This is a genomic window from Dictyobacter arantiisoli, assembly GCF_008326305.1.
Lineage (GTDB): Bacteria > Chloroflexota > Ktedonobacteria > Ktedonobacterales > Ktedonobacteraceae > Dictyobacter > Dictyobacter arantiisoli.
This window is the reverse complement of record NZ_BIXY01000039.1, coordinates 40,700-56,870: the sequence shown is the minus strand read 5'-3', so window position 1 is coordinate 56,870 and position 16,171 is coordinate 40,700. Positions and strand designations below refer to the sequence as shown.

12 protein-coding genes are annotated in these 16,171 nt (G+C 48.5%); 3 read left to right on the top strand and 9 right to left on the bottom strand.

The window, feature by feature from the left end; genetic code table 11:
• Both F1593_RS14155 and F1593_RS14150 read right to left on the bottom strand, forming a co-directional pair.
• A partial coding sequence (locus tag F1593_RS14155) for a DUF2690 domain-containing protein (RefSeq protein WP_172632116.1) occupies nucleotides 1-357 on the bottom strand: 357 nt, incomplete at its 3' end.
• A 370-nt stretch (nucleotides 358-727) separates the two neighbouring features.
• On the bottom strand, nucleotides 728-1,234 hold the full coding sequence (locus tag F1593_RS14150) for a DUF2690 domain-containing protein (RefSeq protein WP_149402212.1): 507 nt from the start codon (nucleotides 1,232-1,234) through the stop codon (nucleotides 728-730).
• 930 nt (nucleotides 1,235-2,164) lie between these two features.
• Between F1593_RS14150 and F1593_RS14145 the strand changes: the two genes are divergently transcribed.
• Complete coding sequence (locus F1593_RS14145; RefSeq protein ID WP_149402211.1) at nucleotides 2,165-3,418, top strand: ISL3 family transposase; 1,254 nt, start codon at nucleotides 2,165-2,167, stop codon at nucleotides 3,416-3,418.
• Between the two features lie 65 nt (nucleotides 3,419-3,483).
• On the opposite strand, the gene F1593_RS14140 is transcribed toward F1593_RS14145, so the two are convergent.
• The 3 genes from F1593_RS14140 to F1593_RS14130 form a co-directional block, all read right to left on the bottom strand.
• The gene (locus F1593_RS14140) at nucleotides 3,484-4,299 is read right to left on the bottom strand and encodes an NUDIX hydrolase (protein ID WP_149402210.1); all 816 of its coding nucleotides are present in this window, start codon (nucleotides 4,297-4,299) and stop codon (nucleotides 3,484-3,486) included.
• A gap of 21 nt (nucleotides 4,300-4,320) precedes the next feature.
• Nucleotides 4,321-5,967, bottom strand: coding sequence for a glutamine-hydrolyzing GMP synthase (gene guaA / locus F1593_RS14135; RefSeq protein WP_149402209.1), 1,647 nt, complete (start codon nucleotides 5,965-5,967; stop codon nucleotides 4,321-4,323).
• 711 nt (nucleotides 5,968-6,678) lie between these two features.
• A complete protein-coding gene (locus F1593_RS14130; protein ID WP_149402208.1) occupies nucleotides 6,679-7,044 on the bottom strand; it encodes a cupin domain-containing protein in 366 nt (121 codons plus the stop codon).
• A gap of 320 nt (nucleotides 7,045-7,364) precedes the next feature.
• Between F1593_RS14130 and F1593_RS14125 the strand changes: the two genes are divergently transcribed.
• Complete coding sequence (locus F1593_RS14125) at nucleotides 7,365-8,078, top strand: zinc ribbon domain-containing protein (RefSeq protein WP_149402207.1); 714 nt, start codon at nucleotides 7,365-7,367, stop codon at nucleotides 8,076-8,078.
• Between the two features lie 760 nt (nucleotides 8,079-8,838).
• Entirely contained in the window at nucleotides 8,839-10,851 is a 2,013-nt protein-coding gene (ftsH, locus tag F1593_RS14120) for an ATP-dependent zinc metalloprotease FtsH (protein ID WP_235932580.1), read from the top strand.
• 98 nt (nucleotides 10,852-10,949) lie between these two features.
• Here ftsH and F1593_RS14115 read toward each other — a convergent pair whose 3' ends face one another.
• The 4 genes from F1593_RS14115 to F1593_RS14100 all read right to left on the bottom strand — a co-directional run bounded on the left by F1593_RS14115 (nucleotide 10,950) and on the right by F1593_RS14100 (nucleotide 16,078).
• Nucleotides 10,950-13,415: an ATP-binding response regulator gene (locus F1593_RS14115; protein ID WP_149402205.1), complete on the bottom strand. Its 2,466-nt coding sequence runs from the start codon at nucleotides 13,413-13,415 to the stop codon at nucleotides 10,950-10,952.
• The gene (locus F1593_RS14110) at nucleotides 13,408-13,992 is read right to left on the bottom strand and encodes a chemotaxis protein CheW (RefSeq protein ID WP_149402204.1); all 585 of its coding nucleotides are present in this window, start codon (nucleotides 13,990-13,992) and stop codon (nucleotides 13,408-13,410) included. Before F1593_RS14110 ends, F1593_RS14115 begins: the two co-directional genes overlap by 8 nt.
• Nucleotides 13,993-14,005: 13 nt before the next feature.
• On the bottom strand, nucleotides 14,006-14,401 hold the full coding sequence (locus F1593_RS14105; protein WP_149402203.1) for a response regulator: 396 nt from the start codon (nucleotides 14,399-14,401) through the stop codon (nucleotides 14,006-14,008).
• A 570-nt stretch (nucleotides 14,402-14,971) separates the two neighbouring features.
• Entirely contained in the window at nucleotides 14,972-16,078 is a 1,107-nt protein-coding gene (locus tag F1593_RS14100; protein WP_172632114.1) for a sensor histidine kinase, read from the bottom strand.
• Between the last annotated feature and the right edge of the window lie 93 nt (nucleotides 16,079-16,171).

The window sequence follows — 16,171 nt, the reverse complement described above, 5'->3', positions numbered from 1 at the left end:
GTCACTATTTCTAGTTACCTGTGCACTTAAATTAAAGGTTACGTGGTTGGTGATCTGAAAATCCCCCCAATTGGTACCACAAGTTGGGGAATACCATAAATATATCAAGACTGGATTTCCATTATAGGTACCTGTCGCACTTTTCACAATGTAAGCAGAAGAATCCCAGCAACCTGAGGTATCAGGTTGTTGGCCATTATAGCTGTTACCCGCATAAGGAATAACACTGCTATTTGATATGTTGTTGTGGTGCCCGGGAATACCACTGGCTGAATGAGCGGAAGCATTAACGGTACTAAGAAACAACACGATCAAACATAACGTAACACTTGAAAATAAGGATAAAATTTTCCTCATTTGACATCCCTTTCAATAAACTGTTGTCATAATTCAGTCGCTTGCGCGGGCAGAGGCACTAGTTACAAAAAATGATGAGTGAGATACCGAGCCCTATTATCTGATCAAATTTCTTTGATTAAAGCTAAACATATATTTGGTTCCCAAATAATACTAAAACTTGGCAACTAAATACATGCCATCTACATATGTATCAGCTATCATCTGAAAAGCCCCAAAAAATAGTAATTGAATAGCTATTGATGGGGCAATAGCTAATAATTTTGAGATCAAAAACGCTCTATAGGGTACCCGAGTAGCACTATATTTAATTGATACAATGTTGTGTAAAATATCTCACAGTCGTAATTCCACATCAAGCACATGATGTTTATTGTGAAACACAAAGCTCATAAGCTTGTCCATCAAAATTCGAAGTGTGATATATCACAAAACCACAAGCATATGCGGTCGTGGTTGGTGCATAGACCATCGTAGACCATACTCTCCATCCCGTGAAATAGTCACTTTCAGTTAAATAATCACTATTTCTAGTTACCTGTGCACTTAAATTAAAGGTTACGTGGTTGGTGATCTGAAAATCCCCCCAATTGGTACCACAAGTTGGGGAATACCATAAATATATCAAGACTGGATTTCCATTATAGGTACCTGTCGCACTTTTCACAATGTAAGCAGAAGAATCCCAGCAACCTGAGGTATCAGGTTGTTGGCCATTATAGCTGTTACCCGCATAAGGAATAACACTGCTATTTGATATGTTGTTGTGGTGCCCGGGAATACCACTGGCTGAATGAGCGGAAGCATTAACGGTACTAAGAAACAACACGATCAAACATAACGTAACACTTGAAAATAAGGATAAAATTTTCCTCATTTGACATCCCTTTCAATAAGGCTAATATATTAATGAAACGGCTTGCTGAATAAAATTGAAATATCGCAGGTCATCCTCCCTAATTGGAATTTTGGGGTTTTTGCAATTTATATCGAAAAATAAATGCAAGCAAGTATTTTATGTACAAGCTAGCTTTAAGCCTGTCTGCAACTAGGGAGTGACAAAAACTAATATTTAATATTTATAAATCAACAAGTTTAAATATATTAACATTGACAATTATGTATTGTCAAGCTTATTGATATTTTAAGTTTTATCTGTTGATAGTTATAGAATATATGGTATCCAGATATAACTGGATTAGGTTATTGTAATCAATGTTTGGAGTTTAAAATAGTAACTAAATATAGTAAAAGAGCCAAATTGAGAACGGCCGTTCATAAGTATTTTATTTAAAGTAATTATGATGGCTTACCTTAGAAAGGTATAATGCGGATGTGCAGTAGGAAGAAGCTGTAGCAATTCAACGAAGGACAAACGAATATAGCATTGTGTTCCTGCTTTTTACCCGCCACAAGGAGCACTGGCGAAGGATGAGCAAGAATAGGCATGTTGGCCTGCCCCGCCGCTCCTAGCTCAAAAATTCGTTGTATTACAATACCTTTGCCTGCGGGATTCTTTCTACATGTTGAGCCACGCTCGGTCAGCAATCAAAAGGCTTGCGTCCTTTTTTGCCTTAAAAGTTTTGTTAATTAGTGGAATAATCATAAAATATATATTTTATGATTTATAAGTATGAAGAGTATTTTATGCACATCACACTAAAAAATTGGGCTCTCCGTCCTTTAGGGGGAACTGATGAGCTTGACCAAACCAGCCAGAACAGGAGAAAGGAGAACAAGAAAGAGGCTCATTCTTCGTTGAACTTGGTAAGAAAACAAACACCACCACGTTCAGGAGAAACAAGCCTTGCCAGATCAGCATACCAAAGAATACGACGAAGGAAAAGCCCTTGAGGAAGGAATTCTCATTCCCCTTGATTTGCCTGAATTCCAGGTCGTGAGCCAAACGTGGCATCACGATGGAAGTGTGAGCGTCAGAGTGATCGCAAAGCAGCAGACAGCGATCTGCCCTCAGTGTCAGGTCTCCTGTGATCGCATTCATGATCGTCGCGATCGTGTCAAGCGCGATCTGATGGTGCGAACCTCTCGTGTGAACCTGATCATGATCAAACGTCGCTTTCGCTGTAGCACCTGTCGCCACACCTTTACGGAGCCGGATAAGGCCTGTGGCCGTCAGAGAAGGACCACAAGGCGATTGCGGGAAACTCTTGGGAAGCACGCGATGACCCAGCCAGTAGAACAGGTGGCAGACACCTTTGCGGTGGGTCCGCGTTTTGTCCGGGAGTGTTTGCACCACCTGAGTACGCCTCTTTTGCAAGCTCGAGGTCTGGATGAGCATGCTCTCGGCCCGTTGCCCACGCCTCGTTTTTTGGGAATTGACGAATTTGCCGTGCGCAAAGGTCATCGCTATGCAACCATTCTCTGTAATCTGGAGCAGCGAGAGGTGATGGAGGTCTGCCTTGGTCGCAAACTCGACGATGTGGTTGCCTTGCTCAACCGGCTGGAGCATCCTGAAAACGTCCAGGCGGTGAGCATGGATATGAGCGCTTCCTTTGCTCCTGCTGTCAGAAAGGCGTTGCCTCAGGTGCAGATTGTGGTGGATCATTTTCATGTCATTCAGCATCTCATGAAAGCCTTTCGCAAAGTCGTTTCCAGTTGGGCTCATAAAAAAGAAGGGTGCATCCTGTTGCATCGCAAACAACATCTGTTCCTATGTGCTAAAGAAGATCTGACGGCAGAACAAGAGCACGAACGGGCTCGCATTGCCACACATCTGCCTGCTCTGGCGCACGCGTGGGAGCTCAAAGAAGCGTTGCGAACCTGGTATGCTCAAGCCACCATGAAAACCGCTGAGGCGCAACTCGATGCCTGGATCATACAGGTCCGGGAAACAGGGCCGGAGCCCATGCGCCAGGCCCTTTCAACCTTTGTCAATTGGAAAGCAGAAATCCTGGCGTTTTTCCGCTTTCTGCCAAATCGTCTCACCAATGGGTTTGTCGAAGGCAAAAATAATCGAACCAAAGCCATGATGCGCCAGGCGTATGGCTATCGTAATTTTCGTAATCTCCGTGTACGTATTCTTCTGGGAGGAACGGTATGAGAATACCTCATCATTTCCCCCCAAAGGACGGAGAACCAAAAATTGAGGGCCGAAGATGCGAAAATTCATGCATCAAGCTTGTGCATGATATCAGCTAACCAGCTTTCGCCAAATTTCCAGGCGCCATAAAAGAGTAGATTGGGCTCGCCGGTAGCTGAGATATTGCCGTGGTGGGTAAGGATAAATTGTTGTAAGCTTTTGGCTGTCACAGATAATGTGTGCAGCGTTTTAATCTCTTGATCTTCCGCTACCCTTTTCTGTACCTCGGTGAGGGGAATGCGCAGGCGTGTTAGGAAGCAGAGTTCGCTGTGCGGCATGGTGAGATCATAGACCAGTCCCAGGCAATATTGCTCCTGAATATCCTGTTCCTGGATGCCGGTCTCTTCCCGAATTTCGCGCCGGATGGCTCTGAAGGGATCAGGTTGTTGAGCAGTGATATCCCGGTCGCGTTCAAAGAAGCCGCCGATGACATGATAGCGTCCCACATAGACATCCACGCCCTGGCGCTGATCGAGCAGGATCACATGGTCGCAGGTCTCAACAACGGAGCAAACGGCGAGAGGATTGCCGAGTTCGCTTCTGGTATGTTGATCCGCGAAGGCACGGGTGCGTGTCGTAACATATTCTTTATAGCTCGTGTCACCCAGAATCAGATGCAGTCGGTCGGATGTGTGCGCTGGTGGGACGGAGAGCAAGCGATACAGGGGAGCATCGAAGAGCAGGCGCTGCTGTTGGGATGCCTGTTGCAGTTGATTTTGCCAATCGCTATCCAGAGCCGCCTGCAACTCTGGAGCGAATTGCAGGCGCTGCTGTGCTTGATACTCTATCTCTAGCTGCTCGGGTCGATAGAGACCACGTGCCAGTACTTCAAATTCAAGCATTGAGATGCTGTACCTCTGCTTTTATTCCCATTCAATCGTCGAAGGTGGCTTCGAAGTGATGTCATAGACAACACGATTGATCTCCGCGATCTCATTGGTCAAACGGTTTGAGATACGTCCCAGCAGTTCATCTGGCAGGCGGGCCCAGTCGGCGGTCATAAAGTCGCCGGTCGTCACGGCGCGTACCGCAACCAGATAGGCATAGGTGCGATAATCGCCCATTACGCCCACACTCTGCACAGGTGTCAGGACCGCAAATGCCTGTCCCAATTCGCGATAGATGCCAGCTTTGCGGATCTCTTCAATCACAATGCGATCCGCCTCGCGCAATACTTTCAGTTTTGGCTCATCGACGGCACCGATCACACGGATCGCCAGACCTGGACCGGGGAAAGGATGACGCCAGACCCACTCTTCAGGCAGTCCCAGGGCCGCACCAATCTCGCGCACCTCATCCTTAAAGAGCATACGGAGTGGCTCAACCAGCTTTAATTTCATCTCGCTGGGCAGACCACCGACATTGTGATGGGATTTAATGCTCTTGGCCGTGGTTGCAGTATCATGACTGGTACTCTCGATTACATCGGGATACAGGGTGCCCTGGGCCAGGAAGGTCACATTCTCCTGTGTCTCGGCCAGGCGAACCGCCTCATCCTCAAAGATGCTAATGAATTCCGCGCCAATAATCTTGCGCTTGCGCTCTGGATCAGACACATTGGCGAGCTTATCCAGGAAACGCTGGCGGGCATCGACCACCACCAGGGGAATGTGCATATGGTTCGCAAAGGTCTCCTCAACCTGCTCACGCTCACCGGCCCGCAGCAATCCCGTATCGACAAAAATACACGTCAGCTGATCGCCAATCGCCTTATGGATCAGCAGGGCCGCCACTGCCGAATCAACGCCGCCTGAGAGTCCACAGATCACATGGTCAGATCCTACCTGCTGACGAATCAGATCCACCGCCTCATCGATCACATGACCGGCTGTCCAACTGGCTTCACAATGGCAGATGCGGAAAAGGAAGTTGCGGATAATCTCTTTTCCCTGTGGCGTATGGGTCACCTCGGGATGAAATTGCAGGCCGATATAGCCTCTGGCATCCCCGATCGCCGCGACAGGATTGCTCTCGGTACGAGCCAGCACCCGGAAGCCTTCTGGAAGCTTATCGACACTATCGCCATGACTCATCCAGGCAGGCAGGCGCAGTACCTCAGGCTGGGAGGCATCGAGATTATCGGTTTGTTGTGGCGTAGCTGAGATACCCTCGAAAATACGGAAAATCTGTTTATCCTCGGCTGCCTCTGGCAACACCTCAATGGTAGCAGGACCATATTCGCGCAAGCCCTGGGTTGGAGCGACATGTCCACCCAACTCTTGTGCCAACAGTTGCATCCCATAGCAAATACCCAGAATAGGGAGTCCGCTATTCAGAATGGCGGGATCACAGAGAGGTGCATCGGCATCATAAACACTGGATGGGCCGCCTGAGAAGATAAAACCTTTAATATCCAGGTGGGCATTTTTTTGCAGGTCTTCCAGCGTTGTATTGGCCGGAACAAGTTCACTATAAACCTGACATTCGCGGATACGACGGGTGATTAAGCGGCTATATTGTGAGCCGTAATCCAGAACAATAATGGCCTCTCGGCGCTCTAAAGCGTGCATGGGGTCCTTTCTCCAAATAGCGCACTGCGCGGGCAAATAGGCTGTGTTGACGGCCAGCGAGGGACGCCTGTACATCATGGCCGTTGCTATAACGATTACAGGCAAGAGAGGCCGTCGGCGCATTGGAGGAGGTATACAAAGATACTCGTGGGTGTTCAGGCACATGTGCACGTGTATCGCTGGCCTGCCAATTATCCACTGCGAACGAGTTCTCATTGCGCTGGTATAAGCATTCAATATTAATGTTAGAGTATATCACAGATCACCGTATCCCATTCAAACAAACCCACCTAGGAGCCGTCATTCACAGGCAATACCACTAAAATAACGAGAATGGATAGTGCAACAACGCGAAAACCCCGAACTCAGACAAGAGATGAACAGACCGGAATTGGTGAGAATGAACAAAAACGTAGGTGCGTCCCGAGGTCGCAACCGAGGTGCGCTTCCCCGTTCACGTACGACCATCTCGCCCCAACGCGCTGTGACGCCCCTGGCATGACAGTTGTGGCAAGGATGAGCCTACGGGGGGGGCTTCCCCGTTCATGTACGACCATCTCGCCCCAACGCGCTGTGACGTCCCTGGCATGACAGTTGTGGTAAGGATGAGCCTACGGGTGCGTTTCTCGTACGTGATGAGGAAAGCGCACCTCGGCTGCGGCCTTGGGACGCACCTACGTTTGTGTTCATTTTATGCGCTATTGGGCATGCTTAGGAGTGATGTAGCGAGAGGAGTGTGGCGGCGGTAATCAGTGGTGCGCGAGCCGCTTCCATACATGTGACACCTTGAGGACCAACCTGAGCACTATGGCGCGTGCCGGCAGGCAAAATCATACAATCCCCAGATGCGAGATTGGCGTAAATAGCATGCCCGTAGACATCCAGCTGATCGGGTAATGTAAAGCGAATTGAACCGCGTACACAATATAAGACTTTATCATAGCTGTGCGTGTGTGGAGTATAGGTATCGCCAGCGGCGTTGGACCATAGATAAGGATTTAATCCAAGCTCATGCATCTTCTGACGCAACTCTTGTTCCTGAGGCGGTGTGGGGCTGTTCCAGCGCGTAATCTGCATGCTAAACTCCTTTTCTTAAGAGAACTGTATTTTTGGATAAGCGTTGCTATCCGCTCAGCTGTGCGAAGGTAGCTGTGCCCATGTGGCTCTGGCTAACTACGTTCGTCTGACCGTGTCGATAGATAAAGGTGTAGACCGATGAAAGTTGCCTTAAGTATAGTGGCGCTCTGTGAACAGGATATGAAAGGATCGCAAAAAAATTGTTAATATCGCACTTTCTTGTGTATAGGTTAACTATTGCTGTTAGGTCCGGAAAGCGGTACAATAGATAGACTATCCTTTGCACGTTGTAGGCTTTCATAAGGAGGGTCCAGGCTATCATGAACACGACAATAGTGGCAGCTGCCTTATATCAGTTGCAACTGATCGATCTTGAATTGGATCGTGTCTCTGCTGAAAAGCAATCTATTTCTACCTCCTTGCAAGGTAGTTCTACATTGCGGAAGCTGCGCGTGGAGTATGAAGCGGCACGGCAACAATTGCTCTCCGGCCAGCAGGCTCAGAAAGATGCTGAATGGACACTGGATGATGTGAATCAGCGTATCGCTAGTCAGGAGCGTCGGCTCTATGGTGGCACAATCCAGAATAGCAAAGAATTACAGGTGCTCCAGCATGAGTTGCAGAATCTCCATGCTCAACAAAATCGCCAGGAAGAGCGTTTGCTAGAAGTGATGGATATGGCTGAGTCCCTGGCTGAGACTGCGGAACAGAAGGCTGTTGCCTTACAAAAGGCTGAAGAGCTCTGGAAGCAGGAGCAAGAGACTCTGCAAGCGCGCCGTGATCAGGCGGATGCGCGTGAGCAGGATTTTCAGACCAAACGCCAGCAGGCCGTTGCCAAATTAGATCCCACTCTGGTTAAGCGCTATGAAACGATGCGCCGTACCAAGCAAGGGAGAGCCGTATCAAAAGTTGACCAAAACTCCTGCCAATGGTGCCGTGTTATCCTGACACCAAGCGAGTTACAATTAGTACGTATCAGCCCCGAATTGCAGACCTGCACAAACTGTGGACGTATCCTCTATTATGAGCGCTAACATGAGCGCTAATTTGTGTTTGCGCTTAACAAGTAAACGCAAATAATTTCCAATCACTACAGGCCATATATTTATAGCTATGTATTAAAAGCAGAGCAATGGAGCGGCTCACAGCACAGAAACGTTAGCTGGCTGTGTATACGTCAATGAAGACGTAGTACCATTCCATGCCCGTTACCAGTTCTTCTCTCCTGATTTTTGAGCTTCTTCGAGCCGGTTCTCATTCCACCTTCAGAACTATGGAAACAATATGTGATACACTGCTATTAAAGAATACCCCCACTGCTCTACGCGACATCACATCATGATATATAAATATATCATGGTATATGTCGGTGTCTGATATCAGATCATTTGCTCGGTGAGGTAGCTGTTTTGATGAGGATGGCATACACGAAACGCACGGCGTGGGCGTCTTGTGCTTGTGGATGGATGGGGAAGGGTTGGAAAATAGGTTTTTGTATGGCGTGTAATCTGCTGGCGTTCCTGACTATGTAACCTGCCAGTCTTGTGAAACGTATTTATTGCGTATCTTTCAAATTTTTCGTTCTACCCCTGAATGGGCTCAGAGGGTTTAGGGAGACGGCAGCCCCACACCTTCCCTCTTCCTTCTTCTCCCCTGACGCCGAAGGCGGCAAACAAAGAGAATTGGAAAGTTCTGCACACAGAGCCAATAGCAGTAGACGAAAAATCGGTATGCGTGTAATATGGAGATACTTATAACGTGTTCAATATCCGGTCTCTTGTAAGAGCATCCTCTTTGGATGTCTCGACAGACGAAGAAAGCAGGTCTGAACCGATGGATGCTCAGGCTACATATATGTACCAGAATCCTGATGACCAGGGTTCGCGAGGTCCAAAAAGACCAGATAGTGGCGGAAATGGGAACACCCCGGGTGGCCCACGTGAGGGCGGCAATGTTTCCTCTATCATTTTTCGCGTCATCATCATTGCAGTGGTGCTGATTGTAGGGATTTATCTCTTCCAGCTATTTACGCAGAGCAATGGTGGGGTCAGCGCCGACACTATTGAAGTACAGAATAGTACCATTTATCAACAAATTAAAAATGGCAATGTAGATTCAGTTGTGTTCCAGGGACAAGATGTCACTGGTACTTTTAAAAACGCGATTACGGTCAACCAGAAGACGGGCGTGAAGTTCCATTTCACGATGCTCCCCAATGGCGACTCCACGCTGATGAAGTTGTTGGATCAGTATCATGTTCCGTATCAAGCAAAGCCTGTACCGGACAATAATTTCTTGTATATACTGATCAACTTCCTGCCCTGGTTACTGGTGATTGGTATCTTCCTGGTGGTGATGCGGCGAGCAACTTCAAGCCAGCAAAACATCTTTAGTTTTGGCAAGAGTAAGGCCAAGGTGATCCTCGAAGATCGCCCCTCGACTACTTTCGCGGATGTCGCAGGGGTTGATGAGGCTAAAAATGATCTGGTTGAGGTGGTGGAGTTCTTGAAGACTCCTCAGAAGTTCCAGCGCCTGGGTGGTATGATTCCTCGCGGTGTCTTACTGGTGGGCCCTCCGGGAACTGGTAAAACACTGCTGGCCCGTGCCGTGGCCGGTGAAGCCGGTGTGCCGTTCTTCTCTATAAGCGGTTCTGAATTTGTGGAGGTACTGGTTGGTGTGGGTGCCAGTCGCGTGCGTGATCTGTTTGATCAGGCGAAGAAGGCATCTCCAAGCATTATCTTTATTGATGAAATTGATGCTGTTGGACGGCAGCGTGGCTCAAGTATCAATAGTAACGATGAGCGTGAGCAGACCTTGAACCAGTTGCTGGTTGAGATGGATGGTTTCGATGCTCGTCAGGCTGTTGTAGTTATCGCCGCGACCAACCGTCCCGATGGATTAGATAAGGCGTTGCTCCGCCCCGGACGTTTTGACCGTCGCGTGACTGTGGATCGTCCCGATTGGAATGGTCGTCTCTCGATCCTGAAGATCCATTCCCGCACGGTGCCTCTGGGCAACGATGTGGATCTGGTCGCCCTGGCACGCCAGACACCTGGCATGGTCGGCGCTGATCTGGCGAATCTGGTGAACGAAGCCGCTTTGCTGGCGGCACGTCGTAATCTGGATTATGTGACGCAGAACTGTTTCCTGGAGTCATTGGATAAGATTCAGATTGGAGCTGAACGCCCATTGATCCTGAGCGAGAGCGATCTCAATGTGATTGCGTATCACGAAGGTGGACACGCGCTCACCGGCCTGTTGACCGAGTTTGTGGACCCTGTGACCAAGGTCACGATTGTTCCACGTGGTCAGGCGCTCGGTGTGACGCAGTATACGCCGCTGGATGATCGTTATAACTATGGCCAGGATTATCTGGAAGCACAGTTGGTTACGGCCCTTGGTGGCCGAGCTAGCGAACAGGTCGCAATTGGTCATATTACTACAGGGGCCGAAAATGATCTGCAACGCGTCACCGCGATTGCTCGTCAGATGGTGACCAAGTGGGGTATGAGTGAGCGCCTTGGTACAATCTCCTATAGTGAACGCGAAGATCCTTTTGCCGGTACCGCACTGGCCAGCAACTCACGTGAGTATAGTGAGAAGACCGCTACACTGATCGATGAAGAGGTCAATCGCATTGTCGCGCATGCTTATGAGCGTGCGGTAAATCTTTTGAGCGAACATCGCGTCACCCTGGATCGCATTGCGCACGCGTTACGCACCAATGAGGTCATTGATGCTAAACAATTGCGTGAGATTATGATTGAGACCGGAGCTATCGAAGCTGCCCCCGCCTCTTATCGCTAAACACATCGTCTAGCTTCGCATACAAACAGTAGAGCCCTGGGAACCTTCCTTATTGGATAGCCCCAGGGCTCTACTGTTTGTGGCAAGCAGTTTCTCTATCAGGATGGGCGGGCGAGCAACTTATGGATGGTGGCAAGTAAGAGTTCTTGCGAACATGGTTTGGTGAGATACGCCTGCGCACCAAGTTCGAGAGCACGTTGCATATGCTTTTCTGAGGTGCGTGAGGTGAGCATAATCGTTTGAATATGGGCCAGTTCAGGATATTCATGGATGATATTGAGAACATCATAGCCATTGAGGTTGGGCATTTCAATATCCAGCAGGAAGATATCGGGCGTGTTCTCCATAAGCTGCTCAATTGCTTCCATACCATCTCTGGCTTCTGCGATAGCATAGCGTTCTTGCTTGAGCGTGCGGATAATCGCCTGACGGTGACTGGCTGAATCATCTGCAATGAGTATTTTAGCCATAGTATTGCTCGAACGTCTGGGCTGAGCTGGCCTCATTCCTTCTTGTCTGGCGGTCAGGTTGTGCGTTGCCGCCTGCTTCATATAATATCTGAGTGCTTCTGATAGATCAATCATAAAAAGGACATTGCCTTGCCCATCGATAGCGGATTCACTGATGCCGGGACGTTGTAAGATATTGGCAAGTGGTTTGACCATCATTTCGGCCTCACCAATAATCTCGTCAACCACGATGCCCACGGTTTTGCGGGTAGCCTGTGATTGCATGATTAACAACGGTCTGGGACTATTTGTAGCAGAATTGACCGTCGAGCTATCGGCGAAATCGATTAGCTCTTTAAGCTGATAGTTTTGATCACAGCTCTCCTGTCCCTGAAGTCCGACACGCTGTATTTGCGCTATGGGTACTATAAATTGTTGATCGTCGATACGCACAATTAAGCTTTTGACTCCACCATATGTGCGTGGAAAGGAGAGATGAAAGCTGACGCCTCCGCTGGCATTGCGCTGTGGATTCAGGGAGCCATTTAGTTTTTGTACCATCGTCTGCAAAACTTCTAACGCGCCACCCAGCACAGGCATAGAGAAGCCGATCTCAATGGTGATGAGTTCCCCGTTGCCATGTGCCTGAAACCAGATGCGATACAGTTCTTGCTGTTCTTCCTGGATGACGGAGCTATCGGATGTACAGATATGCAACATCTGTTGAAGGGTTGGAGCTAGAATTTCTAAAATGGCCTGATCAATTTCGAGCTGATCGCCAGCAAATTCCACGGCGACCTGATATTGCCGGGCCAGGACGCTCTCGGCAATAATCTGCTGTAGTCCGGGTATGATGACGCTGAGTGGGGTCAGACGCATCTGGCGGGTATCGTTATAGACGAAGGCCACATGTGCCTGATACTCTTGCTGAAGCGCCTGAAGTTCTGTGGTGGCGAGCGTGACACGGTTGGCGCAGGCGGTTACTTGCATGATAGCTTCGCGTAAGGAGCGCGACAACAGATCTTTTTCTGTGTAACGCTCCATATCCAGTTCATCCCAGGAATGTTCCGCCTGGACGAATGGAGGACGCAGACGCTGTTTTTGTTTGCTGTTTCGTAGTGTTTCCGGGTCTGCCGTACTTAAGATGCGTGCGATGAGTGAGGATGAGTTGAATGTATCTTCAACTGGTAAAGGATGCTCTGCTTGCAACTGATTGGTGAGTGGTTGCTCAAGTTGTTGTAAGCGGACCAACGCAACTTGTTGCTCTTGTAACGCGATTGTGACATTCTGTTGAGCGTTATCGAGCGCTGCCTTAAGATTGAACAATTCTCGCGTATGATTGAGGAATTGTTCGAAACGCCGGGCTTCGATCTGAATAAATGCCGTGTTCTCATCTTCTCTGGCTGGTGGTTTGATCGCAGAATTGGTCTGTGATGTTGTCTTGTGTGTATCTAATTTTGCTGTTGATTCGCTGTGGGATAAGTGTCGTGTAATCCTGGCTTGATCTGCTGTTGTATAGGTTCCCTGTACACTCAGTGGTCCTGTATCTGAACTGGAGGATTGAGTAATATCTATGTCCAGAGTGATATAGTATGCCTCCAGATTGGCAATCATATCGGGAGCCTCGGGTTCATGCCCCTCTTCTGAAAGATATTGATGGCAATGATCCAGCACGACTAGCGCACGTGAGATGGCTTCCAGTCCTGTCTCTGGTTGTACTCGCCCCTGTTGAACCTGCTCGGCGATGGTTTCGATATGTTCAGCGGCAATGGACATAGTGTTATAGCCAACGGCACCTGCTGTACCACGTAGCTTATGGCCTGCACGCTGGAAGCTGGTAAAGCGGGTAGGAGACGGCTGCGGCTGCTGCAGGATCTGATTCAGCGCCTGCCTTATTTTAGCAATATCCTCGTTGGCCTCTTCCAGAAAAACAAGCAGCATTTCTAGTGTTTCATCTTGTTCCACGGTTGTGGATGTATCCGCTGGTTGTGGCGTTGTGGAGGAGGATAAGGAGGTAGGTTCTGACCAACTCTCGATAGCATCGAAGCTTTTCAGTATCTCTAAATCTTCATCTGTCAGCTCATTTTCATCAAATGGAGGTGTTGTTTCATTCATAAGCAGTAAATTGTAGTTGATGTATGATTAGAGTGGTAATGGATGCCATATTCAGAACCAGAGCACCAGCGTAGATACCTTGAATTGCTTCAGACAGCCCATTGGTGCTGGAGGCTTCTGGTGGTATGAATGGTTGGATATATTCTACAGGTATGGTCGGATAAGTACGTGAGAGCGTGACGGTAAAGGCGAGCGTTGTATTCTCGCAATGAGTAATTAACAAGACTTGATCCACATGGTCTTGCGCTGGCTGTTGTGTTAACAAAGCACCCAGATCGATCACTGCTACCGCTTCACCTTTCCAGGTGGTGACACCAAGCATCCAGGTCGGGGATGCTGGTAGTTGCACATAGTGGCGTGGCGCGGCTAACACCTCGCATATACTGGCGAGAGGGAGAATCACGCGTCCTTCCACGCAGGCACACTCTAGATATTCATCTACCTGGGCAGCAGGCATAGATGGCGTTTTAGCTAATTGCTCAGCATATTGCCAGAACTCTGTATCGCTTAATTGTTCGAGAAACTGCACATGCGTGCCGTTCAGCACAGCTGCGGACAGCAATGGGTGTTGGCTCATGGCACCTGTTTTTCTATTGCGATGTCAATGCAGGGCCACCCAGGTGTGATTCAATTACAGATATAATTTCCTGGGTCTTAAAAGGTTTCGTTAAATAATCTTTAGCGCCCGCAAGGCGTCCTTTGAGTTTATCGATCATACCATCACGTCGAGACAGCATGATAATCACAGTATTACTAAATTGTGGTTTTGTTTTGAGACGTCGGGCCACCTCATAGCCATCCATTTTTGGCAGTCCAATATCGAGGACAACCAGGTCGGGAACCCGGGCGTCAGGCTCAGTCAGCCAGCGCATCGCTTCGACGCCATCGGGGAAACTCTTCACATCAAAGCCCTCGCGTCTCAGACATGTCTCCACAATTTTGCGGACCGTTGCGGAATCATCGATTACCATTACGAGTTTGTTCATACATGTGTCCTCTCTCTCGTCCCACTACCATCCCATTGTACCTGACATTATGTCAATACACAAGAGCAAGTACTACCACAAACAGGTGCTAATTCCTATGCCCTTTTTAACTATCCGTAACCTCAAGCTCTGCAACCATTTCGTGCATGGTGCATTCCATTATAGCGCATCATCTCTAAAAGAGAAAACCTATTCTTTTATTTCTGGATCTATGAGGCATCTTTTACTAGAATTAAAAACTTGCTGTCTACGGTTGTGCACATGTTCAAGTACAATGAGGCAATGTTACCATACCGCTAGGGCTTGTTGCAACGTAAATCTGTAAAGATTATCTTAAAATTTAAAATTCTTATCTGGTAGATTCACGCATATCTGTGATTGTATAACATAAAACTCATGCCTTGCTATTTTTATGGCATCTTTAGCATGAATGGTAACCTGCTATCAACACCATGTGGCACAGACCTTCCAAATCACCTGAAAGGATGCAGCAGGGACAGGGGGCAGCAATCCATCTATCTTCCGGGGTGTAGGGGATTCCCCGGCTTCTCTTTTCTCCTATCCTTGAAGTTAGTGGGCTGTGTCAGGCTGAATGGCGACAGGGAGCGTAAAGATAAAGGTGCTTCCTTCGCCGAAGGTGCTTTCAGCCCAGATATGTCCACCATGCGTTTCGACGACATGACGGGCAATGGAGAGGCCGAGCCCCGTGCCCCCTCCTCCCGGACCGATGAAACCGGGTTTGGCACGGGCGCGATCTGTTTTGTAGAAGCGTTCAAAGATGCGTGAGAGTTCTTCAGGCTGGATGCCTACGCCTGTATCTTTGACAAAGATGCGCTGTGATTGACGATCATCCTGTAAGGCGGTGCCAACGGTAATCTGTCCACCGGAAGAGGTGAATTTGATGGCATTATGGACCAGATTGACGAGGACACGTGTGATCTGTTTGCTATCGGCTACGACCTGAGTGTCTCCCTGCTCGATGTTGGTGATAAGTTGTACCCGATGGCGTTGTGCCAGGGGCAGCATACGTGCCATGACTTCACGCACCATATGTTCGGCTCCCACAGGCTCAATTGTCATCAGGGTCTGGCCCGATTCCAGGCGTGAGAGTTCGAGGAGTTCCGCTACCAGTTCACTGAGATATTGAACTTCATTTTCGATCTTCTCGACAAATTCCTGGGCTTTATCGGGATCGGTATCAATGGTATCTTCTAGCGTTTCTGCTAGCAGTCGGACCGAGGTGAGGGGGGTACGCAATTCGTGGGAGATGTTGGCGATAAAGTCGCGTTGAATACGTTCGATATGGCGGGACTCGGTCATGTCTTCAATAATGACTGCAAAATACGCGTAGCCGAGGTTGGAGATGTCCTCTTGATCGGCAAGTGGGGAGACGCTGACCTTCCATGCGACATCTGAATTGCCCTGCTCATATAAGCCTTTTTGCGCTGTATTGGTCTCAATGCTGGAATGGACCAGCTGGATGATCTCTGGATGTTCGACGATGTGGTTGAGGGCCATCCCTGGTTCCCAGGGATGTCGCACGTTAAATTGCATACCAGGCTGGTTGCAATAGAGGATATTTGCCTTGCGATTGACAATAAAGGTTGGCAAAGGGGAGGCTTCAAGCAGGCTTTTGGTGATGGCCTGTAAATGAATGTCAGCTAGTTCTCGTTCCACTGTGTTATCTTCTCCTGCTTGTATGGCACTACGGCACTTCTTATTATGAAGGGAAGAGGTGTTTCTTTCATACATGCAAAAAGGCCACCTACA